At 60.3% G+C, this 24,550-nt stretch carries 18 protein-coding genes and 2 pseudogenes; 9 read left to right on the forward strand and 11 right to left on the reverse strand.

Annotation, left to right across the window (positions count from 1 at the left end; translation table 11 throughout):
* Positions 1 to 70 precede the first annotated feature (70 nt).
* Complete coding sequence (locus tag HBJ55_RS13970; protein ID WP_167115991.1) at positions 71 to 970, forward strand: hydroxymethylglutaryl-CoA lyase; 900 nt, start codon at positions 71 to 73, stop codon at positions 968 to 970.
* Between the two features lie 89 nt (positions 971 to 1,059).
* Here the strand turns inward: HBJ55_RS13970 and HBJ55_RS13975 are convergent, their stop codons facing one another.
* Positions 1,060 to 1,473 carry an SDR family oxidoreductase gene (locus HBJ55_RS13975; RefSeq protein WP_479688607.1) on the reverse strand — a complete coding sequence of 138 codons (414 nt, stop codon included), beginning with the start codon at positions 1,471 to 1,473 and terminating at the stop codon, positions 1,060 to 1,062.
* Here HBJ55_RS13975 and HBJ55_RS13980 point away from each other — a divergent pair.
* Together HBJ55_RS13980 and HBJ55_RS13985 are read left to right on the forward strand one after the other, a co-directional pair.
* The gene (locus HBJ55_RS13980) at positions 1,437 to 1,625 is read left to right on the forward strand and encodes a helix-turn-helix domain-containing protein (protein WP_338072028.1); all 189 of its coding nucleotides are present in this window, start codon (positions 1,437 to 1,439) and stop codon (positions 1,623 to 1,625) included. The two genes, HBJ55_RS13975 and HBJ55_RS13980, sit on opposite strands and share 37 nt — an antisense overlap.
* Positions 1,626 to 1,746: 121 nt before the next feature.
* A pseudogene (locus HBJ55_RS13985) lies at positions 1,747 to 1,929 on the forward strand (hydroxymethylglutaryl-CoA lyase); the annotation flags it as partial.
* A gap of 104 nt (positions 1,930 to 2,033) precedes the next feature.
* On the opposite strand, the gene HBJ55_RS13990 reads toward HBJ55_RS13985, so the two are convergent.
* The 5 genes from HBJ55_RS13990 to HBJ55_RS14010 form a co-directional block, all read right to left on the reverse strand.
* A complete protein-coding gene (locus HBJ55_RS13990; protein WP_167115994.1) occupies positions 2,034 to 2,411 on the reverse strand; it encodes a hypothetical protein in 378 nt (125 codons plus the stop codon).
* Positions 2,412 to 2,497: 86 nt separating this feature from the next.
* Entirely contained in the window at positions 2,498 to 3,568 is a 1,071-nt protein-coding gene (locus HBJ55_RS13995) for a hypothetical protein (protein WP_167115997.1), read from the reverse strand.
* Positions 3,565 to 6,978, reverse strand: coding sequence for a toxin VasX (locus HBJ55_RS14000; protein ID WP_167116000.1), 3,414 nt, complete (start codon positions 6,976 to 6,978; stop codon positions 3,565 to 3,567). Before HBJ55_RS14000 ends, HBJ55_RS13995 begins: the two co-directional genes overlap by 4 nt.
* Complete coding sequence (locus tag HBJ55_RS14005; protein ID WP_167116004.1) at positions 6,975 to 9,158, reverse strand: type VI secretion system Vgr family protein; 2,184 nt, start codon at positions 9,156 to 9,158, stop codon at positions 6,975 to 6,977. The genes HBJ55_RS14000 and HBJ55_RS14005 overlap by 4 nt, the downstream gene beginning before the upstream one ends.
* A gap of 281 nt (positions 9,159 to 9,439) precedes the next feature.
* On the reverse strand, positions 9,440 to 9,877 hold the full coding sequence (locus tag HBJ55_RS14010) for a VapA/VapB family virulence-associated protein (RefSeq protein WP_167116007.1): 438 nt from the start codon (positions 9,875 to 9,877) through the stop codon (positions 9,440 to 9,442).
* A 208-nt stretch (positions 9,878 to 10,085) separates the two neighbouring features.
* Here HBJ55_RS14010 and HBJ55_RS14015 point away from each other — a divergent pair, with 208 nt between their 5' ends.
* A complete protein-coding gene (locus HBJ55_RS14015; protein WP_240936117.1) occupies positions 10,086 to 11,858 on the forward strand; it encodes an NAD(P)-binding protein in 1,773 nt (590 codons plus the stop codon).
* Here HBJ55_RS14015 and HBJ55_RS14020 read toward each other — a convergent pair.
* The 5 genes and pseudogenes from HBJ55_RS14020 to HBJ55_RS14040 form a co-directional block, all read right to left on the reverse strand.
* Positions 11,781 to 14,936 (reverse strand): AAA family ATPase, encoded by a 3,156-nt coding sequence (locus HBJ55_RS14020; RefSeq protein ID WP_167116010.1) that lies wholly within the window; start codon positions 14,934 to 14,936, stop codon positions 11,781 to 11,783. The genes HBJ55_RS14015 and HBJ55_RS14020 overlap by 78 nt on opposite strands.
* A 29-nt stretch (positions 14,937 to 14,965) precedes the next feature.
* A complete protein-coding gene (locus tag HBJ55_RS14025; protein WP_167116013.1) occupies positions 14,966 to 15,481 on the reverse strand; it encodes a GNAT family N-acetyltransferase in 516 nt (171 codons plus the stop codon).
* A gap of 123 nt (positions 15,482 to 15,604) precedes the next feature.
* A complete protein-coding gene (locus HBJ55_RS14030) occupies positions 15,605 to 16,183 on the reverse strand; it encodes a hypothetical protein (RefSeq protein WP_167116016.1) in 579 nt (192 codons plus the stop codon).
* A gap of 167 nt (positions 16,184 to 16,350) precedes the next feature.
* Positions 16,351 to 17,076: pseudogene (locus tag HBJ55_RS14035) on the reverse strand (IS30 family transposase); the annotation flags it as partial.
* 63 nt (positions 17,077 to 17,139) lie between these two features.
* Complete coding sequence (locus HBJ55_RS14040) at positions 17,140 to 17,997, reverse strand: helix-turn-helix transcriptional regulator (protein WP_167116018.1); 858 nt, start codon at positions 17,995 to 17,997, stop codon at positions 17,140 to 17,142.
* A gap of 156 nt (positions 17,998 to 18,153) precedes the next feature.
* On the opposite strand from HBJ55_RS14040, the gene hemA reads away from it, so the two are divergent.
* From hemA to HBJ55_RS14065, 5 genes are all read left to right on the forward strand, one after another.
* Positions 18,154 to 19,386, forward strand: coding sequence for a 5-aminolevulinate synthase (hemA, locus tag HBJ55_RS14045; protein ID WP_167116021.1), 1,233 nt, complete (start codon positions 18,154 to 18,156; stop codon positions 19,384 to 19,386).
* Between the two features lies 1 nt (position 19,387).
* Positions 19,388 to 19,891, forward strand: a complete 504-nt coding sequence (locus tag HBJ55_RS14050; RefSeq protein ID WP_167116024.1) for a GNAT family N-acetyltransferase — start codon at positions 19,388 to 19,390, stop codon at positions 19,889 to 19,891.
* On the forward strand, positions 19,888 to 20,958 hold the full coding sequence (locus HBJ55_RS14055; protein ID WP_167116027.1) for a Gfo/Idh/MocA family oxidoreductase: 1,071 nt from the start codon (positions 19,888 to 19,890) through the stop codon (positions 20,956 to 20,958). Before HBJ55_RS14050 ends, HBJ55_RS14055 begins: the two co-directional genes overlap by 4 nt.
* A 22-nt stretch (positions 20,959 to 20,980) precedes the next feature.
* Positions 20,981 to 22,834 (forward strand): asparagine synthase (glutamine-hydrolyzing), encoded by a 1,854-nt coding sequence (asnB, locus tag HBJ55_RS14060; protein WP_167116030.1) that lies wholly within the window; start codon positions 20,981 to 20,983, stop codon positions 22,832 to 22,834.
* Positions 22,835 to 22,912: 78 nt separating this feature from the next.
* Positions 22,913 to 24,112 (forward strand): MFS transporter, encoded by a 1,200-nt coding sequence (locus tag HBJ55_RS14065; protein ID WP_167116033.1) that lies wholly within the window; start codon positions 22,913 to 22,915, stop codon positions 24,110 to 24,112.
* Positions 24,113 to 24,550 lie beyond the last annotated feature (438 nt).

Raw genomic sequence — 24,550 nt, forward strand, 5'->3', positions numbered from 1 at the left:
CTCCTCGTAGCCCTGTCGACGGATCAGCCGCGGTTCATGGCCACGGCCTAGGACAGGAAGGAGTGTAAATATGGCATTTCCCAAGCGCGTGCGCCTGGTCGAGGTCGGCCCCCGCGACGGGCTGCAGAACGAGCCCAACCCGATCGACACGGCCACCAAGCTGGAACTGATCGACCGCCTGGGCGCCGCCGGCCTCAAGTACATCGAAGCCGCCAGCTTCGTCTCGCCCAAGTGGGTGCCACAGATGGCCGACCATCGCGAAGTGATGACCGGCCTCACGCGCCGCCAAGGCGTCACCTATGCCGCCCTCACCCCTAACCTCAAGGGGCTGGAAGCGGCGCTGGAGTGCGGCGTGGAGGAAGTGGCGGTATTCGGCGCGGCCAGTGAAGCCTTCTCGCAGAAGAACATCAACTGCTCCGTCGCCGAGTCCCTGGAGCGCTTCGCCCCCGTGCTGGAGCGAGCCAGAGAGGCCAACGTGCGCGTGCGCGGCTACGTCTCCTGCGTGCTCGGCTGCCCCTACGAAGGCGAGATCGCCCCGGCCAAGGTGGCCGAAGTCTCCAAGGCCCTGTATGACATGGGCTGCTACGAAGTCTCGCTCGGCGACACCATCGGCGTCGGCACCCCGCTCGCCGCCAAACGCATGATCGAAGCCGTGAGCCGCGACATTCCCATGGACAAGCTCGCCGCCCACTTCCACGACACCTACGGCCAGGCCCTCGCCAATCTCTACGCCGTGCTGGAAGAAGGCATCAGCGTGGTGGACAGCTCCGTCGCCGGCCTCGGCGGCTGCCCCTACGCCAAGGGCGCCTCCGGCAACGTGGCGAGTGAAGACGTCGTCTACCTGCTCAACGGCCTCGGCATCGAAACCGGTATCGACCTCGACAAGCTCGCCGAAACCGGCACCTGGATCACCCAGACCATCGGCCGGCCCAACCGCTCGAAGGTGGGCGTGGCGCTGGCGGCGAAGTAAGCAGAAGAATGACGTGAAGAGCCCCGGATCAGGGATGAAACCGGGGCGATTCACTTGTTGAGCTATTCATTTATTGCCGGTCACCGCGTTTAAATCGCTTGACCGCCAGAAACCTCGATGCGTTGGGCATTGATCCAGCGATTCTCCTCTCCTAGCAACCTGGCAATCATTGGGCCGATGTCGTCAGGCACACCCACACGGCCAAGAGCTGTCATCTCTGCGAAGGCCGTATTCAAATCTGGAGTATCGCGTACTGCCCCACCAAGAAAGTCGGTTTCGATCGCCCCCGGTGCCACGGTATTGACCGCTATCCCGCGGCTTCCCAGCTCCTTGGCCATGTAGACACTCAATACTTCCACTGCCCCCTTGACTGCCGAGTAGGCGGAAAAGCCAGGATAGGAAATACGAGTCAGACCAGAACTCTTCCTTCTACCATCACTTTCGTAAACAGACTTCACTGACACCGCTGCAGTTTCAGAAGCAATTGCGTTTGATCGAGGCACGTCGACTGATGCTTGGGGAAGGTGCGTCAGCGAGCAGCGCGGCGTTCGCAGTGGGCTACGAGAGCGTATCGCAGTTCAGCCGTGAGTACCGTCGATTCTTCGGCTTGCCGCCATCCAAGGATATGGAGGCTAAGCATAAAAACCGCGCATAATGTCCCATCTACGCTAAGTGCACCTGGTTACCGCAGCAGGCGACGAAAAACACTATATCCGCGGGGACATTTCGCAACATAGATCTAGGGTCTAGGGTGATCGAAAGTGGCATCGGTAGTGTGCCCTACAACCAAGGGCGCCTCCGGCAACGTGGCCAGCGAGGACGTCGTCTACCTGCTCAATGGCCTCGGCATCGAAACCGGCATTGATCTCTACAAGCTCGCCGAAACCGGCACCTGGATCACCCAGAGCATCGGCCGGCCGAACCGTTCGAAGGTAGGTGTGGCGCTGGCGGCGAAGTAAATAGGTGATAGAAACGGAAAACCCCTGAGTCAGGTGACTGGCTCGGGGGCTCTTTAATTGTGGGCGGCGCTGGGAGCGAGCTTGCTATGGCTTCCCTGGTTTTCTTACCCCTCGAGGTTTTCCTGCCTCTGCGCCCGGCGATGGTAGAAGTACAAATATGCAAGCCCCAGCGGTGCAATGAAAAATGCGAAGCCCCAGCAAAGCGTCATGGTGAACATCTTGACGACCAGCATCATCACGGCATTGACGAAGAACACATTGTCTCCCATCAAGAAGCCTATCACCTGCTCATAGACGAAGCGTGAATAGGGGTACAACAAGGCGTTTGCCATCAGCAGCACCAGTTGATCCATTCGTAGCTGCGCGTCTCCCTGCACAACCATGAATACGATCAGAGCCGACATACCGGCACCGAAGAACAGCTGACGCAGGAAGTAGCGCAGCGAAAGGCCACCGAACGTCATGGCGATGAAGTCACGCATGGATATCTCCTATAATCCATTTTTCTTTCTTGCCGTGGGATGTTCCCAGTTAAACCGAGCTCAATAGTAGGTAGTAACCGCTTCCCTCACGTCACCGCGGCCTCCTGCCGCTCTCGGTAAATAGCCATCTCCACCTTGCCCAGCTGCGGGGTGAGCTGGCAGCGCTGGCGGGACCAGGGATACTCGATCTGCGCCTTGAGGAGAGTGGCACCCTCACCCGCCTTCCAGTCTTCCAGATCCAGGTCGCGCCAGTAGCGCGGGTCGCGCCCGGTTTGCCGATCGTGCTCGGCGGTGGTGGGGTCGAGATGACGGAAGGGCTCCAGGCGCGGCACGTCCGGCATGGGCTGGCTTACGTCCATATAGCGCTGCAGCATGTCCCACGTGGCGTGTACCTCATGCTTGTGATCAACGATGGCGCTGAGCGAGGTCTGGCTGAACTGCTTGCCGGTATAGCGATGCACGAACATCAGCCGATAAAAGATCCCGCCACGCTGTACCACGCGCTCCACATAGCCATCGAACTCGACGAAAGGCGCTTTCAATGGCGGCTTCTTCTTGCCTTGGGCGAAGCTCACCGTCCCGGTTTGGCGGTTGAATTCACTGCTCTGATTTTTCATATACTGGTCAGCACTCCTAACGATCAAATTATGAAATGGAGTGAGTAAGAAAGAAAAAAATCGGGCGATACTATTAAGAACCCATTGCGCCGTATAAACAGAAACTAGAATCACACTCACAACTCCCAGCACCGCCATAACCCCAACAGAAATAACTCCGAGCACAGGATAATCAGGAATCAGAAGATACCCAACTTTAGTAGTTACGTAGACAAGGAGAGCAAGAAGAGAAGTTGCCCACAAATAAGGCACCACCAATAGAAGGAATGAAATCCCTATTTTGCTTTCTATAAATTGGATACGTAGATGATCCCACCACCAGTCATCCGTTTCGTAGAATGCCTTGTCCTGACGATCCTGATGCTGAACGAACTCGGCATCCTCACAGAGTTGCTGATAGGGATCAATACCAGCATAGTCGCCAAAAGGCAGCAGCTCCTCACCGATACGCTCGCGCTTCTTCGGCGCTGCCGGCATCGCAGCAATGGCACTAGCACGGTAGGCACCGGGACCATAGTGGGAGGAGCTTGCCTCTTTCATACCTGAAATTCCTTGATATACCAGTAACGGGGATCTTGTGAGCGCCCCGTCAAGGATCTGATGAAGTCGGCGATCGGGTTATTCACCGTGCGATACGACCGAGCCGGCAGTGCATCATGCTGGCCTTCCACAAAGGGCTCGTACTCCTTGAGCATCGGGGTGGGCAACACCATCTCGCCCAACTCCCATTCAACTCTCGCCTGCAAGGCGATACGCAGGCGAGCCGTGGAGGTCACGCTGGTGCCACCCATCTGGAAGCTCTCCTCCGCCACCTTGCGCTTGACCAGAAAGCGTACCGCACTTTGCTGTGGCAACAATTGACGTTTGCCGATTTCAAAAGGTTCTGGCGACCTTGTGATATGAGAGAGCTGCTCGTATGTGCCAAGCGGGGTGATGGTGCCGGTATCGGTCTGCTCCAGCTCCTGCACGGCCAGGTTCAACGTCTCGCCAATCTTGTAGCGGCTGATCAACGGCGTGCTGATCGTGACCACATAGTCGCGGCTGCTAGGGGTATCCGTCGTGGATTCCCATACGCTTTCTAGCAGTGCCTGCCGCTCTTCGGTATCAAGGCTGCCGTAGCGCGTCACTTCGATTTGGGCCGGGCTCAGCTGCGTCAACAGCTGCGGGTAGTAAACGGTATCGTCGGCCGATGTCACCGTACTGGCAGGATGGGTACCCAAGGGGCCCTGCTTGAGCAACTGCTCGAAGGGGATATCCTGATTCATGGCGGCATAGCTGCTACCGCCAATGGCCAACCCCAGGCCCAGCAGTGCCCACCCCCAACCGGGGATCATTACCAGCCCCGCCATCAGGGGAGCAGCAAGAAACAGTGCTCCTCCTGCAATCGCCACACCATGGCCGATAGCAGCATCGCGATCCCCTTGCTGCAAACTATTGCGTAATTCCCAACTGCTGACTCCCACGACCATCACGCCAGCCAAGAAATTAGCCAGCCCCAGCGTCCGGACTAAACTACTACCACCCTGCCGCGCAAGTCGCTTTGCTAGCCAAGGACCAACACCAGGAATATTTTTCATATCGAACAAAGGACGCTGAATAATTCGTCCAGTCATAGAAACGGATTCTGGATATAGAGCTGCATGTAGTTTCATTGAGGCTGCAGATAGATCAACTCCGGCACCAACTACTTTTCCCACCTGCAGTAAAAGCCTTTCATTTTTCTCTGCCTCAACAAGATTGGACATCTCCATGCCCAAGTTATATATCGCAAACCCCACCAACAGTCTCGACACCGCTGGGCCATCTATCACTACTTTAACCTGACCGGCTAGCTTGGTCAGACGTAGTTGCGCTACCTTTGCGGCTTCGGGGTGGCCGGCGGGGAGAACGTACACCAGAACATGGCCGGCAGCCTGGCGGATAGCATCGTCTACTTCTGAAGACATGCGTTTCGGGCTGGTCGAGGCTTGCACATTGCCCCTGGGATCCACTTGCTCGGCGTAGAGGTAGTCTCGCTGGGTCTGGAGCACGCCACTGGTGCGGTCGCGGTCGGTCAGGCCCCATTCGATGCCATCGCCATGCACACCGATGATGACGTAGCGGCTCAGGTCGACGTCGCCGCGATGCATGACTTGCAGCTCGCCCCTCAGGGAGCCATCGACCAGGTTGGCATGGGTGCTAACGGCGGTGAACACACGGCGCATGTGGATCACTTCCACGTCGTCGCCGATCCGCTCTGCTACCCGCAGCACGGCCTGGCTCCATTGCCCCACTACCGTGTTGACCAAGCCGCCAACCTTGATGGCGTTGGCCACGCTGAGCACTTGGTTCTGCTGGGCTTGTTCCTGCTCAGTCAGGTTTTGGGCGACCAGCCCCAGGGTCTCCAGCCCCAGACTTTCGGCAAGGGCTTCGTCGATGTCGCGGTCGTCCTCGGCAAGCTGACGCAGGAAGGCAGGCCGGAAGTTGCCGCTGCCATCGTTGGTGTTGGTGTCGCCGTCGGCCGTTGCTTCAGATGCCTCGCTCTCGTCGGCACTCCAAAGCGCTTGCAACTCCCGATCGGTCAGAAGGGTCTTGAGCAGTTGTCGGGTACGGGCCTCTTGGCCGGTGTCGCCTTGGTCGTGTAGCACACCGGGAAGCTGCTGCAGCACACCGAACAAGTCGCCACACAGAGCATAGCCTTCGCAGATACCCAGTTCATCGTGACTGGTGAAATCACGCAGCACGGCAGTGAGCTGGCCCTGGCTGGCCAGTTGCTGGAGGGCGTCGAGCTGTGTGCGCACTACCGCAAGCGCGACGTTGCGTTCGGCCTGCTCCAGGGTGGCATCGAGCTTTGTCGGGTCGATGGCACCCCGAAACTCGGCAAGTGGATTCGCCTCGCCACTGCTCGGCGCGGTGAAGAGAGCCTGGCGAATGAGCTTGGCCGAATGTCCCAAGGGATTGTCGGCCAGCCGACTGTCGAGGCCATCCAGATAGTGTTCGGCGAGGTGGATCTGGGCCAGGGCATGGCGCAGCGTGAACAGGGGGTCCGGCAGTGCCACGGCAACGATACCAGCGTTATCCCGTATGGCAGCCAAGAGGTCTTCGCCTGCCTCGCACTCCAGCGCCAGAGTGGCAGCGCGATCGGTTTCCCCGGCTTGCTCCCACAAGGCTTTGAGCTTGGCGCACAGCTCGTTTCCCGCTGGTGCGGTAAAGTCGGTGGTATAAGCTTCGGGCGCTTCCAGCATCAGTTCGATACCGAGATCGCGTTCACGCAGGGGCGGCTGGTCAGCTACGCGCCCGGCGGGAAACCCCGTTTGCATGGAGAGCCAGCCTTCCATATCGAGAATCACGGCGTGGGCGTGCCCTACGGGTGTGGTGCGAGTTTCGAGCCGCCCGGGATTGGCTTCCAGCCAGGTGATATAGGGCCAGCTCCAGGCGATCTCACTGTAGGCGAGGCGCACCTGGTGCAGGGTGGCTTGGCCCTGCAGCATGGCGGGTAGCAGGATGTTATCGAGCCATTCACCTGCGCTGTCGCGCTCGTTGGGGGTATCGCCGCCCTCGGCCTGCTCGCGATAGTGTTCGACGCCCACATCGCTGAGCTTGCCATCAGGGCCGACCTCGAGTTCGCGCCAGAGGCGGTTATCGAAGAAGACGTATAAGTACCCCGGGCGTAGCATGGCGGTAGCAATACCGGTATTGGTCGTTACCCCACTCCGCTGAACGGGGCGATTGCGCCCGACTTCCGCCAGGGGGCGAACGGCCAGCATGGTGTTGTCCTGCAGGCTGCCATCGGTGCGCTCGAAAACGGTTCTGGCATGCTCCTGCAGCGGTATCTCGATTTCACCGCCGCCTTCACGCTTGGGAATGACCAGCGCCAGAGTGCCGTCTTCGTCGTCCTCATATTCGACACGGCGCCGCACGCCCAGGTCGACTTTCTCGTCTTGCAGTTCCTTGAGATCGCCTTCGCTCATCCGTTCTGTCCTCCATTCGTCCGAGCACGCCCCTTGCGCAGACGAACCTGCTGACCGTCCTGGCTACCGCTGGTGACGTCGACGAGAAACTCGCGCTCGCCCAGCCCTTCCGCCTCGACCAGTTGCGCCTGCTGGCTGGGTCCATGGCCGGAGAAGGCGACTTGGGTATGTTCCTCGCGCTCAGCGCGCTGGGGGAGTTCCGGGGACTGCGCCCCCTGCCCGCTCCCCGAGCCGGGGCTGCCGCCGGAGTTGATCTTGACCTGGGCGCCGACGAAGGTGATGCCGCTGGGGTCGAGCTTGAGGAAGCTGCCGCCGGCCTTGAGGGTGATCTCGGCGCCGGCGTCGATCACGGTCTTGCTGCCGGCCTGGTGGTGAACCTCCTGACCGGCTTCGACGAGCTGGGCGCGGGCTGTCTTTTCGTGGCGGGTGGCGCCGACGATGAGGTGGTCGTCGCCATCGACCTGGAGGTGGCGTTGGCCGCGCACGGTGAGGTGGTCGTTGCTGTGGATCTCGCTGATGCGGTTGCGGTGCACGGTGAGGTGGCTGTCGTTGCCGATCTCTTCGGTGCGGTCGTTATTCGTCAGCAGTTCCAGGTCTTTCTGGGCGTGGAGCCAGATCTGCTCTTCACCGGCCTGGTCTTCCAGGCGCAGTTCGTTGAAGCCTTCGCCTTGGTGGCTCTGGGTGCGGATGACGGTGCGGGTCTTGTTCGCCGGGAGTTCGTAGGGCGGCGTGTTGACGGCGTTGTAGACCCGCCCGGTGATCAGCGGCTGGTCGGGATCGCCCTCCAGGTAGCTGACGATCACCTCGTGGCCGATCCGGGGAATCGCCATGCTGCCGTAGCCGCCGCCAGCCCAGTCCTGGCTGACCCGTAGCCAGGCGCTGGCGGTTTCATTGGGCTCGGCGTAGCGGTCCCAGGGGAACTGCACCTTGACCCGGCCGTGCTCGTCGCAGTAGATCTCCTCGCCGTCGGGCCCGACGACGAAGGCGACCTGGGGGCCGTCGACCCGGGGCCTGGGGTTAGGCTCGGGGCGCCAGGTCAGGTCGGCGGGCATGAGCACGAGGTCGTTGTGGTAGCGGGTCATGGCTTCCGAGCCTGCCCGCCCCTGCAGGCTGCTAGCGTCACCCTCTCCCTGCTCTTGGTCCTGCAGGAACCCGTCCTCTTCCAGGGCCTGGGGCTGCTTGCCGTAATGGACCACGCCGAGCACTTGCCAATCCTGGTTGAGCGCATCGAGGTCGTGATCGGTCAGGGTGAAGCGGGTACCCGGGGCCAACTCGGGCAGGTCGCTCTCGGCATCGGCGGTGCTGGCACTCTGGCGCAGCGCTTCGAGGCGGATGCGGGTGAAGGCCTGGCCGGAGGCGTCACGCTTGTAGCGGCCGGGGTAGTCGTAGTGTTCGTAGTCGACCCGCTGGGCGTGCTCCTCCAGCCCGTCGGCGAGGTGGTCGTGCCGTTGGCCATAGGCCGGGCGCTTGAAGGAGTAGTCCTTGAGCGTGGTCGAGGCCGGGGCGACGCGGGCATGCTGTTGCAGCTTGCGGACGTGGCGCGTGGGCGGCGTGCCCCCGGCGCGGCCGTGGTAGGTGCGCTCGCCCAGGTGGGTCAGGACCTGGGGGGCGTCGGCGAAGACCAGGCGGTGGGCGGCACTGCCCCCCTCTGCATCGCTGACCTGGAAAAACTCGTGGAAGTAGAACAGGCCCTCTTCGGCAGCCAGGCGCTGGACGAAGGCGAGATCGGTCTCGCGATACTGCACGCAGTACTCGCGGGACTCGGGTTCCCGAGTGGCATCGAAAGCGATGTCGGTGAGGTCGTGTTCGTCGCACAGGGTGTTGAGCACCGTGAGCGGCGAGACTTCCTGGAAGATGCGCGAGTTCTGCCGCAGCGAGAGGCGCCACAGCGCGGGCTGGATCGTCACGCGATAGAAGGTGCGGCGGTGGCCGCGGTCGCCGCGGGCGAACTCACTGACGATACCATGGACGCGGCGCAGCGCCTCGCCCTCCTGCCAGATCGTCAGGGTGGCCTCGCGGTCGAGGATATCGGTGGCGGAGAGGCTGCCGTTGCGGCTGGCGAAGCGCACCGTCAGTTCGAAGGGCTGGGACAGCGCTTCCTTGTGCGTGAATTCAATGACCGCCAGATCGTCGGCCCCGGCCAAGTCCAGGGTGAATTGCCATCCGCTTGCATCGGCCATGGTGCCTCCCTGCGTGAAAGGTATTGCTCTTATTAATCCATTAGAGGAATCGCAATTCCTCGCGCAGAGAGCATATCAATCGAAGCGGCGGGTATCTGTGGCACATCGCCGATAAACGTGTAGGAAAAGGCTTACAAGGAAAAGTGAGCAGCCCCCGCAAATACTGTCTACTAGACGCGAGACAATACGGAAAAGCCCCTGAGCCAGATCACTGACTCAGGGGCTTCATCTGGGCGCCGAAGCGCCCCCGTATATAGCCAAGCTATTGACAATTTATCCGCTCAGCTCCAGCTACCCTTGCCTCCGCCGACGCCGGTGACGATGGAGACTGCCCCCGACTGGAAGTGGCCCAGCAGGTTGCTGTGGCTGTCGAAGAACAGGATGCTCAGGTAGACCGGCGTGGCCTGGAACTCGAAGCTCACGGTATCGCGATAGAGCCGGTCGAGATCGTTGGTGTAGACGTGCCCGAAGAGTGCACCGCCGCCCGGTGAGGAGGCGCCTCCGGCATGGCCGTCGAAGGTCTTGCCGTCGGTGATGTTGACCTGGAACTTGAGATAGAAGATCAGGCTGGCCACGCTGCCGTTGGCGGCGTAGGCCTTCTCGGAGGCGACCAGTGCCTGGGTGGCCTCGTCGATCTTCTCGGGCTCGAGCTTGCCATGCATGGCGACACGGAAGTCGTGGGCGATCAGCTGCTTGTCGATGGTTTGCGGAGCGTTCATGGGGTGATACCTCGTGCGTTGTTCTGGAATCGGCGGCCGGCAACCGGTCGCGGCTTACTGCCCTAAGCATTCCAGTTCAGATATCTCATACCGACCGCATCACCTCGGTATCACCACGAGCGCTGGAAACAGCCCCACGAAGCGCAACGGATCACTTCGGTATCAGCTCACCTCAGGCCCTTGGTTGCGGCGTGCTCTTGGTGGATTCTTGAGTGAACAACTACAAGGGGGCGTCACCATGGACCATGCACCGCTACGGATTGCCATTATCGGCGGCGGGGTCTCCGGCCTGTCGCTGGCCTACTATTTGCAAAAACTCGGCTGCCAGAAGCTGGGGCACGAGACGGCCCGGCAGATCGAGGTCACGATCTTCGAGCGCAAGGCAACCCTGGGCGGCAACGCCGAGACGGTGTGGGTCGACCTGGGCTGCCGGCGTCATCCGGGAAAGCCCGACTCGCCCTACCGCCGCTGGGCCGACCTCGGCGTGAATGACGTCAACCTGGCGACCTACCACCGCCTGCGCACGATACTCGGCGAGATCGGCGAGCTGGAGCGCATGAAGCCCCTGGAGAATACCGAAAGCTATTTCAGCCGTGACGGGAGCATCGCCCTGACCGACGACAAGGAGCTGTTCCGTGGCGTCAGCGATCCGGCCCACGAGTTATGCAAGGTCGATGGCGGTAGGCTGGCGCTGCTGATCCCGGTGGTTCACCAAAGCGCCATCGCCCTGGTGGAGAATCATCGCGTTACGCCGCGCTATACCGTGGACGACTTCTTCGACGCCTGTATCGCCGCCCCCGCCGATATGCTGGCCGCGGCAGCGGAGCGTTTGAACGTCTCCATCGACTGGCAGGACCCCGAGCTACCGGCGCGGCTGGAGCGTATCCGCCAGACCATCTACTACCCCCGCATCTCGGCCATGTATTTCGCCGACGATCGCGGCCCGGGCGGCATGCCGCTCCAGGCCCCCTTCGAGTATTACCGCATTCAGGAGGGCGGCTCGCCCCCGGACCGCCGCTACTTCGAGCACGGCGCCCAGCACTGGCTGGAGGCCCTGGCCGCGCATGTCACCGACCCGAATACGCCGGGCCCCCGTGTTCAGATCCTGCGCGGCATCGAGGTGGAGGCAAGTCTCATGACCCAGGGAGTGACGCTGACGGAGCGTGCTCCCGGCGAACGCCGCTGGGAGGCCGACCTGCTGTTCATGGCCACCCATGCCGAAGATGCCCTACCACTGCTGACCTTCGGCGACGGCCTGAGTGACACCCAGCGGGAGCTGCAGCACATCCTCGGCAAGGTGCGCTACACCCGCAGCTTCAGCGTTTGCCACACCGCCGCCGCGCGCCTGCCGCCCAATCGCAACCTGTGGCGCACCTACAACATCGAGGTGCGTAACCACGAGGACACCTTCTTCCCCTACCGGATCGACTACGTGGCGAACCGCCACCAGAACGATGCCGAGAACCCCGCCTACAATCAGGCAGGCCTGCCGCAGTACTTCGTCTCCCTGGTGGACGACCTCAACCGGATTCCCCGCAGTGAGATGCTCGAGCGGCAGTCCTCCCCCCTGGACGCACCCGCAACGCTGTCGGACACTGCCCCCGGCGAGGCAGGCTACCGCGACCGGCTGCCGCCGTTGGACCCCGCCCTGGAAGCCAAGGCCTGGACCCTGTTCAAGCACAACGTGCTGGATGCCAACTGCCTGGAGGCGCAAGCGGAGATAGAGCGCTACAACCAGACCACCGCCCGGCGCAGCGCCGAAGACCAAAAGGGCTGCCCACTGCTGTTCGCCGGCGGCTGGACTCGCGGCGCCGGCCTGCAGGAACAGTGCCTGGAGCAATCGGAGCATCTCGTCGCCCTGCTGCTGACGGCATCGGAGCGTCGGATCGACGGTCCCCTGCGGTTAGCGTCGGCTGGCAGCCAGGCGAGGCAGCGTCATCACCAGGCCAGCGGCTTCGCCACGGTGCCAGCACGCCCGTAGGGCTTCCAGGGCGCTCTCCTCGCCGCTCTCTTTTTCACTCCCCGCGCCGTTCTCAAGCCAATCGGCGTGGGCTTCGATCAGGGCGCAGTGGTGCTCACCCCAGGTACAGGGCTCCGCCCCCATCAGCTGGGTCAGGCGCCGGGCATAGTGGCGGGCCGCCTCGGGGCGCCGGTCGAGCAGGCTGACCTCCGCCGCCGCGATCAGGAAGCGGTAGCCGTTGTGCCCCACGCAGCCGGCATCCAATATCGCTTCGCCCTGCTGCAGAGTCGCCAGGCGGGTCTCAGGTTCCTCCTCCAGCAGCGCCAGGGTGCCCAGCACCCAGGGGCCGATGAAAGCCTTCAGGCTGTGCTGTTCGACTAGCTGCCAGGCACGCTCGATGCTGGCCCGCGCCTCGGCCAGCCGCCCGGTGATCAGCTCGATCCGGGCGCGACTCTCCAGCAGAAACGCCTCGAAGCGCCCCGAGCCCAGGCCGCGAGCCACCGTCAGCCCCTGCTCGATCTGCTCGTCCGCCGCATAAGGCTCGCCCTGGGAGAGCAGAATCCACCCTGCCGTGAGCCGCGCCACCACCTCGGCACGCCGATTGCCGACCCGCTTGCCCAGCTCGGCGGCGTCGAAACAATCAGCCAGCGCCGCTTCGGTCTGGTTGGCGTAGATGCGGGCGGTACCCAGCATGAACAGGTTGGAGGCCTCCAGGTCGGCGTGGCCATGAGTTCGGCACAGCGTGACGCAATGGTCGAACAGCTCGAGGGTGCTGAGCATCTGCCCCTCGGCATAGTGGGCATCGCCCAGCCCGCTCAGGGCCTGGATCTCGGTGCGCACGTCGCCGCCACGGCGGGCCTGCTCCAGGGCGCGAGTGTGATAGGCGCGGCTGGTGGCAAAGTCGCCCCGGGGGAAATAGAGATTGCCCTTGAGATAGAGCGCCTCGGCCAGGGGCAAGGGATCCTCCAGCGCCTCGGCCAGGGGTAGCAGGCCGTCGAGTATCGCCTCCTCCGCCGCCAGCGCATCGAGCATGTTCAGCACCCGAGCCAGCCACAGATCGGCCGTGATGCGCTGACGCTCCTCCCGGGCGAAGCTGCGCGCCGCCTCGAAGTGCTCCCGCGCCGCCTGGATCTGCCCGGTGGCCATCGCCACCTGCCCCTGCAGCAGCATCAGCCGGTACTCATCCTTGGGTGCGTAATCAATGGCGCGGCAATCCTTCAGCAGCGCCATGGCTTCCTCGTGCCGATAGCGAGCCATTTCCGCCGCCACCGCCTGCAGGAAGGCATTCGGCGCCTCCAGCGAGCGCGCCCGATGCAGGTGGCGCGCCCGCAAGCCCGGTTCCGCCTCGCCGTAGAGCGCGGCCAGGCGCAGATGCAGCCGGTCGCGCTGGATCTTGGGAATCCCCTCGTAGATGCCTTGCAGGATCAGATCATGCACGAAGCGGTAGCTGTCCTCTTCCAGCGGGCGCACCAGGCTGTAGCGCTGGGGAAGTTCGGGCTGATAATCGGTCTGCCCCAGCACCTCCTGCAGCGAGGCCAGGGAGAAGCGCTGCCCCATCACCGCGGCGATGCACATGGCCCGACGATCCAGATCGGTGAGCTGATCCAGCTTGCTCTGTACCAGATTGGCGAGACTGGCCGGCAGGCTGCGATGAGGATGGAACAGCAGCAGTTGAGTCAGGAACAGTGGGTTGCCCTGGGCCTGGGTCACACAGCGGGCGGCGTGCTCGGCGGGCACCGTGCCGTAGCTGGCCACCAAGGCCTCGGCCTCCTGCGGGCGCAGCGGCGGCAGCTCGATCAGGGTGAGGGGCAGCTCCGGCAGCTGCGGGCGCAGGCGGCTCTCCAGCGGGTCCTGCTCCAGGCGCGAGGTGAACAGCCAGATCACCGGCGCTTCCTGGGTACCCTGCAGCAGCCCGGTGAGCGTGGCCAGAAACGCCTCGTCGGCCCAGTGCAGGTCCTCCACCACAACCAGTTGCGGGCGATGAATGGAACGCGCCAGGAGCAGATCGCGCAGTGCCAGCACCAAGCGCTGGCTGCGGGTCGCGGGGGTCATGGCGGCATAGAGCGACTGCGCCTCCTCCGGCTGAGGCAAGCCCAGCAACGGACGCAGCAGCATGGCGTGATCCATGGGCAGGCGAAGCGCCGAGAGACGAGCCAGCAGGAGAGCCTCGTCCAGAATTTCCGCTTTCGCCTCAGCAGAGGTTTGCAGCAGCGAGCGTGCGAGCTGCATCAGCGGGCCTTCGTCGGCACGGGTACCGAAATCCAGCACCTCAGCCTGGTGATGATCGGCATGGGCCGCGGCCATTTCGGCAAACTCCGCACTGAGGCGCGTCTTGCCGATGCCCGCCACACCGCGGATATAGATCAGATGACCGGCCTGGTAGGCCTGGGTGCTCTCCAGGATGGCTTGCAGCTGGCCCAACTGCACCCGGCGCCCCACCAGCTCGAAGCGAGCATCATGAGCCTCGTCCCGGGGTTGACGATAGCGCAGCCACTCCCCGCCTTCGTCATCGAAAACGAAGCGCTCCGCCAGTTGGACCGCCACGCCACGCTCGACCCACACGCCGCTCTGCCCACCCGACATCGAAAGCGGCACAGCCGTAGGCCAATGGCCGGCCTGAAGATAAACGCCACGGGCCACCCCCTGCTCCACCAGGGTGGCAGCACACAACAGGCCGCGCTGGGCATCGCTGCGGTAAGCCCGGGGCAGCCCGAACAGCGCCGTGCCCCCTTCCTCCAGGCTACCGCCGAAATGCTGCACCCAGCTCGCCAGCGCCGAGGAATCGGCCGCCACGGCGTGCAACTGGATCAGTATGCGGGCGCTCTCCATCTCCTCGATATCGGCAGCGACAACGGCCGCCTCCTCGGCCTCCGCCGACAGCTCCTCGACCTCGACCTCGTAGATCTCGGCCAGATGCCGAGCGGTACGATACAGCACCGCCTTGCCACTCTCCGCCCGCTTGATGGAAGCGATGGAAACGCACAATCGCCGATCAAAACAGTACTCGGCCAGCGCCTCCTGACTCAGGCCCAGCCGCTTGCGATGCTGCTTCAAGCGCTCACGATCCAGCCGCAGGCGCCCGTCTTGGGGGATGATCACTGGTTGAGTCCTTGACCGCCCAGATAGGGCTAGAGGGTGGTGTTTGGCTCGGTGCGAGCGAGCCGCTTGCCCATGATGCAGAGGCTATACTCTTTGCCATCCATCTCCGCGATGTCAGGCAAACGTCCCCACTCTTGAAACCCAAGCGCTTTCAAGAGCCGTATACTCGGCGTGTTATGGGCAAAAACATAGCCAACGAGGGAGTGCAGCCCCAGCTTCGGTGCCATCTCCTCAGCTGCGTGCAATAACTTTTTCCCGAGTAGTTTGCCCTGATACCTGGGGTCGATGTAGATACTCAATTCTGCCGTGTGGCGATAAGCCGGCCTGCCGTAGAAATCCTCGAAACTCATCCACGCCACCACCCCTTCCTCGCGCTCATACACAAGCAGCGGACGACGCTCGGGTTGGTGTTTGCGGAACCACTCAAGGCGGGACTCAGGCGTGACCTGCTCAGTATCAGCAGTGGATCGTCTGCTCGGGATAGCTGCATTGTAGATCTCGACGATCCTCGGCAAGTCCTGCTCTGTTGCATGCCTTAACCCCATCGCGCGCCTCCTGAAGTGTGGCGGTATTTACCTGACAGTCGACCACTAAAAGCACAGTGCTCATAGTCCCTCATCACCGCGGCACATGTCCTCACAATGATGCACAGCCTATTAAATATTTTGTCATGCAGTTAACTCTCTATAGCGTTTAGCTATACGATCAATAAAATACTCACTCTTGGCATACGTCAGCAAGGGAATCAATTCTTGTTTAACGTCATGCCAAAGTAAACGACCTGAAGATAATAATTCAGATTTTTCAACGCTCAGAACCCAAGGCGTAACTTTTAATCTTCTTCCAGCACACAACTCAATGACATTTCGTGCCACTCTAATACCACCCCCGCCTCCTTCAAATGCCATTTCTCCTTTTTGTGAAACAAACCACTCTCCAGTTTTTTGACACTCAACAACCAGTGTGATTAGGTGATAGTGAGTAGTCGGGGAGTCTTCAACGATAGCATGCACTACTGGCTTTTCAACATACCTCAATATGTCTTTAAAACCATTCTTGATATGAAACGTCTCAAAAAGTTTAGGATGCTGTTCAGCACTATGCGCTGAGCCATCGAATTGATTCTCATCATTGCTAGGTTCTGGTGTTTCCGAATACAATTTATTGCCACCCCAGAATGCTTCGATAAGCTTAGTGGCAAAGTTTCCTGCGACTCCTGTGGTCACACCGCTAACAAAATCAAACATGATCACCTCATTTACTCATATATTGAAAGTTAGATAAGCCAATGTAAAACCAAAGTGTGACGTTGTAGAACTAGCTGCATAATAGTGTTTGGACTGCGCGTCCTGATATGGATGAACGCGCTGGCACTTTCAACAATGGGCGGATGCAGTTTCTGAATGCAACACCGTTAATGAGTTGATGACGGAGCCTCATGGTACTTCGCCATCAGCTCGCTCATCATCTCAATGGGACACTTTCAATCGAAGCGTTTTCGCGGGCGCATGTTCAGCTCAAGGGCTATTTCATCCAGTTCCTTCTGGCTGTACACCGATAGGTCCGCCCCCTTAGGCAAGTACTGCCGTATGAGGCCATTGATATTTTCGTTGCCCCCCTCTCTGCCATGGGCTGTGCGGGTCGCAGAAGTAGATGGCGACGCCGGTGTTCTGGGTGATCCTGGCGTGCTGCGCCATCTCACGTCCCTGGTCATACGTCATGCTCTTTCGTGCGGCCAATGGCATACGATTCAGCGCCGCGCTGAAGCCTTCTACCGCGGAGGTAGCGGTCGCATCGTTCATCTTCGCCAGAATCAGATAACCGCTTTTGAGTTCGACGAGGGTACCGACTGCCGATGCGTTGCCCTTGCCTTTGATGAGGTCGCCTTCCCAATGCCCTGGGAATTCGCGTTTTTCCACCTCAGGAGGACGTAGGTGAATACTGACCATGTCAGGAATCTGGTTGCGTCGATCGACTTGCCCACGGCGGGGCTTCCGCGTGGATTTCCCTTGCCGCAAGCAGTGGATCAATCCTTCCTCAGCTCACCGACAGGAAAGGCATAGATGGCACTGTAGATCGTTTCACGGCAGACGTAGGCGTCTCGAAGGTCAGGAATCGTCATACGCCTTGAGCTTGCCGCGTCCGAGATGTAGATCGTTCGCCGCGCGGAGTCTAACACCTACCCAAAAAATTAATTCCTAGTCTAGGCCTGAACTGGCTCTTGCTGAAGCCACTTCTCAAAGGCTCGACTCTCAGGCCTACCTTCCTTTGCTGCATAGTACACAAGACGCAGGTGGCGATCTTCATCGATAGACAGTGAGGTATGCTCGAACTCTACTTGCCCAACCGTGGGTATCTGCAAGTGGCGAATGCCTTGGCATGGACCATGGATATCCTGCTGTTGCCACCAGGCCTTGAAATCAGGTGATACGTTTTCTAGTTCCGCCACCAAGTTGGTGATATCAGTATCATGTATGGCACGCACGAAGTCACGACGGAAGCTAGATAAAATCTGTAGCGCCTGCTCATCCCAAGGAGAAAACAGCTCGCGCATGCCGGGGCTAGTAAATAGCATCCACAAGAGATTACGCCTATCGGCGGGACGACTTGAAAAGCCGAACACACGATCTGCAGCTGGATTCCAAGTCAACACATCCCAACGCAGGTTAAGCACGTAGGAGGGTCGCGAAGGAATATCATTCATTAACCGATTTATCAAAGGCGGGACTACACACAAAGTACGCCCTAACTCTTGTGGCAACCGCTGATGAGCTAGCAAGAAAAGGTGACGACGCTCGGTCTCATCCAACTTGAGCACTCGTGAGAGGTTATCGAGAAAAGCAGAGGATGCCTTAATGTCCCGCCCTTGCTCCAGCCACGTGTACCAAGACAAGCCAACCCCAGCCAAGGCTGCCACCTCTTCGCGACGCAGCCCCGGTGTGCGCCGCCGGCCACCAGCAGGCAATCCAACCTCTTTAGGCGAGATTCGCTCACGACGGCTACGAAGGAATTCAGCCAGCTCTGCTCGGGTGTGTTGGGAGGGTGTCTGAGGTGCGCTCATACGGTTACCTCAAGTAATAGCATAAACGGTCAAATTGTACCCTTCGAAAAACCGAAGAAGAATACCCATTCCTGGCTGACGAACCCGGGCCAGGACTCTTGCTTGATTAAGAGTTTACACATTGATGTGTCATCAATCTGCAAAGGAGTTAACAGGATGTACCAATCACTTCTTCGCGATCAGCTAGAGACTCTGAAGTCCTCCAATCAGTATCGAACCTTCACCACCCTCAGCCGCCTCTGCGGCCAGTATCCGTTAGCCAAGCTGAGCAATCATCACCCAGAGCCCGTGGTTATCTGGTGCAGTAACGACTATCTGGGCATGTCCCAGCATCCGTGCGTACTTACCGAGATGCACAGAGCACTAGGGATCTATGGCGCCGGCTCCGGTGGGTCACGCAATATTGGTGGGTCTCACGAAGTGTACGCACGCCTGGAGGCAAGCCTTGCGGACTGGCACGGCAAGGAATCTGCTCTGGTTTTTCCTACCGGCTTCGGCTCCAACGACGCTACCATCCAGTGCCTTCTACGCCGTATTCCCAACTGCGTGGTGATCAGTGACGAACTGAACCACGCCTCTATCGTGAACGGCATCCGCTCGACGCCCAACGAACGCCAGATCTTCCGCCATAGCGACGTAGCCCACCTGGAGCAGATTCTGTCCAGTTATCAACTGGATCGTCCAAAGCTCGTGGTGTTCGAGTCAGTCTATTCGATGGACGGAGACATTGCCCCCATCGAAGAGATCGTCACCGTTGCCAAGCGCTACAACGCTCTCACCTACCTCGACGAAGTACATGCCGTTGGCATGTACGGCCCACGTGGCGCAGGCATAGCGGCTGAACTCGGCCTTACCGATCAGGTAGATATCATTCAAGGCACCATGGCCAAGGCCATCGGGGTAATTGGTGGTTATATCGCCTCGACTCATGTGCTTGTCGATGCCGTGCGCTCCTTCGCTACCGGCTTCATTTTTACCACCTCGCTTCCTCCGGCAATCACCGCTGGTTGCCTGGCTAGTGTCGAGCACTTGAAGGCCAACAGTGCTGAGCGGGAGCGGTTGCACACCCAAACGGCCAAGCTGCGCGTAAACCTCCAACAACATGACATTCCAGTCATGCCCTGCTCACAGACGCACGTACTACCAGTGCTGGTGGGCGAAGCAAAGCGCTGTAAATCTGCGGCCGAACGCTTGCTGCATACCCATGGTGTGTATCTGCAACCTATCAATTATCCCTCGGTACCGGTGGGCACCGAGCGCTTCCGAGTGAATGCCACACCAAACCACAGCGACGCCCAAATCGAGCACTTGGCAGTGTCGCTACGCGAGACATTCGAGCATTTCTCCATTCCGCTTGCGTCCCAAGTGTTCAGCGCGGAGGTGGCATGAGATGAATCAACCCTTCCTTATCGTGCGCCCTGCGATGGTGGCCGACCTGAACAGGCTAGTGGAGCTGCGTGCTTACCTGCTGGATGGTACTGAAGCCATGTATTCAAGCAAGACACCAGAAGACTCAATGCGCTGGCGCGCGGCTTACCGCACCTGGCTGAGCAGCCACTTAAACACAAGCAATTGCGTGCATGTTCTCGCCGCAGAACACAAGGAAACTGGTGAAGTGCTTGGCTGTGCAACCGCGATTATCGATCAACGTGCACCAGCTCCCGGATGCCTTAACGGCTTGTCCGGCTGGGTACAGTCGGTGGTGGTGGAGCCGCAATGGCGTAACCGTGGCATAGCCCGACAATTGATGCAGAACCTGCTGCGCTGGTTCGCCAGCTGCAGCGTAGGCTCCGTGGTGCTTCAGAGCACCGAGGCTGCCGACAAGCTGTACCAGACACTGGGCTTCGCCACCAGCGACGAGCGCCTACTGATCCGTCAGGAGGCCTCGGCATGAAGATCCTGATCATCGGCCTAGGCTATGCCGGCAATCGCTACCAACGCGCCTTCGAGAATATCGCCGCGAGCACTGACCTGCCGCTGTCGCTGGCCTACGTCGGGCGCCGGCAGAAACCGACCGAGCTGCCCTATTTCAACAGCGTAGACCGGGCGCTGCAGGAGTTCGCCCCGGATATCGTCGTGGTCAGCGTCAACGACCACAGCCATGCGCCAGTGCTGCAACAGCTGGCCGGTTACAGGGGCTTCGTGATCTGCGAGAAGCCACTGGCCACGCCGCAGGACAACCTGGACAAGCTGCTCGGCGCACTGAAACACATCAGTGGCTTTGCTCTGGATCTGGTGGAGCGCTACTCGGACGCCAGCCGGCAATTGCGCGAGTGGGTCGAACGCCATGACTGGCAACTGGTGCGCGCCAGCTTCCACTGGGGCAAGGATCGCATCAACGACTACCGCCCCACCTGCGGTGTGACCAGCGAAGTGATCCATGCCCTGGATCTACTTGGCTGGATCTGCCCACGCGCCGGTCAGCTCAAGGTGCATGGCGTACTCGGCGTGCGCTCGGACTTCTCGATCTCCGGCAGCGAGGTGCTCGACACCCTACAGCTCACCGCCAGTCTGGGTGAGGCGCGGATCACCGGCTACGCCAGCTTCGTCAACATCGCTCGCCAGCGCACGGTGGACTTCAGCTTCGTCGATCGCGATACCCGGCTGATACACGCACGCCTAGTGTTCGACACGCCGCGCTGGGACCACGACCAGCTTCGAATCTGGACACGCAACGCCAATGGAACCGAGGACGTGCTGCACGAGTTCGCAGCCGCCCCTGACGAGCCTGGACTCGACACTCTGCACAAACTCTCGCGTCTATGCCGGCAGGTGGTTCACGCAGTGGCACTCAAGGAGCAACCACCCCAAGCCTTCGCCGATCTCGAAACCGCCATGGAGCTACAGCGCCTGCTTAACGAGCTCGACAACCACGCCCAAACCCCACCACCGGTTCGCTACGTCCATGGCGAAACGCGCGTGCTGCTGGCCGAGGACAGCGACCTGGAAAGCCTCGGGTAGCTCAATCACAAGGAGAAAGACTATGTGTGGAATCGCTGGATGGCTGTCCTACAGCCAGAACATGGAAACGCAACGCGGCACCCTCCAACGCATGACCGACACCATGGCCCTACGCGGACCGGATGCCGGTGGGTTGTGGATCGACGGTCCGGTCGGCCTGGGCCACCGACGCCTGTCGATCATTGACTTGGAAGGTGGCCGTCAACCTATGACAGTCATGCACGGCGGCCTGCGTGAAGTGGCTGCTATCACCTACAGCGGCGAGGTCTACAACTTCCGAGAGCTGCGCACCGAGCTGCAGCAACTCGGACACCAGTTCGAGACTCGCAGTGATACCGAAGTGGTTCTACGCGCCTATGTGGAATGGGGCGAAGCCTTCGTCGAACGTCTCAATGGCATGTATGCCTTCGCCATTTGGGATCTGCGCATCCAAGAACTACTGATGATTCGCGACCGCGTGGGTGTCAAGCCGCTGTACTACTTCCAAACCTCCGACGGTGTGGTATTCGGCTCCGAGCCTAAGGCTCTGCTGGCCAATCCCCTAGTGCCGCGTAAGGTGCGCGCCGATGGCCTGCGAGAAATACTGGAAATGGTGAAAACCCCGGGGCATGCCGTATTCGCCGGCATGAACGAAGTGATGCCAGGCGAGATAGTGCGAATCAACCGCCAAGGCCTAAACCGCCGCCACTATTGGAAGCTGGAAGCACGTGAGCACAGCCACTCGTTGGACGAGACCATTCGCCATACCCGCTACCTGCTGGAGGACATCGTCGAGCGCCAGATAATCGCTGACGTACCGCTATGCAGCCTGCTCTCAGGCGGGCTCGACTCTTCAATTATCACCGCGCTGGCTTCCAAGAAACTGCTGGCAGCCGGCAAGGAGAACATTCGCTCCTTTTCCGTCGACTTCGTTGATCACGGCGGCGGCTTCACCAGCGACGCCGTACGCGGCACGCCGGACGCCCCATTTGTCCGTGATTTGGTGGAGAAGATCCGCTCCAGTCATCAGGAGATTGTCCTCGACAGTCGCGAACTGGCCGACCCAGCGCTACGTGCACAGATCGTTCGCGCCCTCGACTTGCCACCGGCCTTTTGGGGCGACATGTGGCCGTCGCTCTACCGCCTGTTCCAGGAGGTGCGCCGGCAATCGACAGTGGCACTGTCCGGGGAAAGCGCGGACGAGGTATTCGGCGGCTACCGCTGGTTCCACGACCCTGTGGCGATCCAGGCCCACACCTTTCCCTGGCTGACCTCAGTCACGGGCAAATATTTCGACGGTAAGCCTCTGTTCGATCAGGGACTGCTAGCACAGTTGGACATGCAGAATTTCCTGCATGACAGCTACTCCCAAGCGATCTCCGAAGCACCGGTACTGCCGACCGAAAGTACGATAGACCAGCGTATGCGCCAGATGAGCTACGTCAACCTGACGCGCTTTGTGCAGACCCTACTGGATCGCAAGGACCGCATGAGCATGGCCGTCGGCCTCGAGGTGCGGGTGCCCTTCTGCGACCACCGGCTGGTCGAGTATGCCTTCAACATTCCTTGGGCGATGAAGGCCTTCGACGGGCGGGAGAAAAGCATCCTGCGCGCAGCGACTCGCGACCTGCTGCCGGAGTCGATCAGCGAGCGGGTCAAGAGCCCCTACCCTTCGACCCAAGACCCGGCCTATGAGCAGGCCCTGCGCGATGCCCTAGCCGCTATCCAAGCTGATCGAAACGCGCCGGTGACGCCACTCCTCGACAGAGGCCGAATCCAGCAAACACTTGCCAAGCCGCTCGGTAGTGTCTCGCCCATGTACGAGCGCATGGGCATGGAGTTGGCGGTCGGCCTCAACAGTTGGCTGAACGAGTACGACGTGAGTCTCGAACTCTAGCTCTCACGCGATGTGGTCCCGACTCGGGGCCACATCCCTTCCCCTAAATACTATCTGGAACCTAAGTGAGCAATGAGTATGAATACTCCTAACCAATCTTCCGTTTACCTAATAGCCTTGGGAGCCTTTGCCCTCGGCATGGCCTCCTACGTTACCGCTGGGCTGATTCCGATGATCGAAGCCTCATTCGCGGTATCGGTGTCGATGGCTGCACAATTGGTTACTGCCTTCACCCTTGCCTATGGACTGGGCTCTCCTATCTTCGTTGCCTTGACCCCAGCCCATCGACAGCGTGCCGGCCTGCTCTTGTCTCTAGGCATGTTCGTCATCGCCAGTGCCGCTAGCGCACTGGCCGAAAGCTTCACTGTGCTAATGATCTGGCGCGCCATTGCAGGCGTAGGTGCCGGCGTATACCTAGCCATGGGCATTGGTGCCTCTGCGGCAGTTTCCACCCCAGAACACCGGGGCAAGGCCATTGCAATCATTATGGGCGGCATGGCCAGCGGTGTGGTGCTTGGCGTACCGCTCAGCCTGTTGTTTGCTGAGCAGATGGGATGGCAATCGGCGCTTTGGCTTGTCGCCCTACTCGGCTTGATTGCCTTTGTCGGCTTGCTTCTGAAACTGCCGGCCCTGCCCGCAGCGACAGCCAGCTCGCTAAGACAGAAGCTGACGATTCTCAGCGACGGCCATGTTCTGGTCATTCTGACAGTTTCCCTGCTGGCAGCCATTGCCAGCCTAGGCATGTACACCTTCATCGCTCCGCTATTGACTGACCCGGCCTATGGGGCCGTGCGCTCAGTCACACCCTATCTCTGGGTCTGGGGCATTGGCGGTGTACTCGGCAGCTTCTTGGTCGGGCCACTGGTAGATCGTCTCAAGGGGCCCAATGTCACCTTTACCATTATGTTGATTCTTGCAGCATCACTATTTGTACTTCCGCTTGCAGCCGCGCTAAGTACTTGGCTGGTGATGCTACCAATCGTTCTTTGGGGGGCCGTTGGCTGGGCTTTGCAGGTGCCGCAAAACAACGAGCTCATCCGGGCTCGCCAAGCGAAGGGCGACGGCAATCTAGCCATTGCCCTGAATGAATCAGCGCTGTACCTGGGCAGCGCCATTGGTGCAGCAGCCGGTGGCTTCTTACTGCTGCTTCAGCTACCAATATGGTCTTTGGCAGCGTGCGCTGGCGGTGTGGCAGCGCTGGGTGCCCTGCTGCAGATCGTCAATCTGCGCCGGCAGCCAAAGCTGGTAGCCGAGACGCAAGTTGGTTCCTGTAACTGAGGTATCGGGATAGAATAGAGCGCCGGTTGATTATACGTACCTGAAAGCAGGTCTGAAAGTTGGTGGCACGTCGCTTAGCGTCGTCGCTGCCAACTATTGGTGAGATGCCCTAGAAGAGATGCAGCAGGACCAGGACAACTATCTGGCCACCTACAATGCAAAACCCCCGCACCAAGGGCGAAGCATGATGGGGGATGACACTCTATGCCGCTTTCAAGAAAGGGTTTCCCAAGACGACAAAGAAGGAAATCAGATAAACGGCACAAAACACTGCTTAACTATAGGGAGCCCACGAGGTGTGGGTCAGTCGGAAACCATTACTGCATCCATCTCGTGCCTATTGACACATGCATCAATACCGGCACATTGACACATGAGAGGCTTGCTCTCAAACACATAAGGAAAACCACCATGGCTCTTAAACCAGGTCCAAAGCCA

The organism is Billgrantia bachuensis, from assembly GCF_011742165.1.
In the GTDB taxonomy this organism is placed as follows: Bacteria; Pseudomonadota; Gammaproteobacteria; order Pseudomonadales; family Halomonadaceae; genus Halomonas; species Halomonas bachuensis.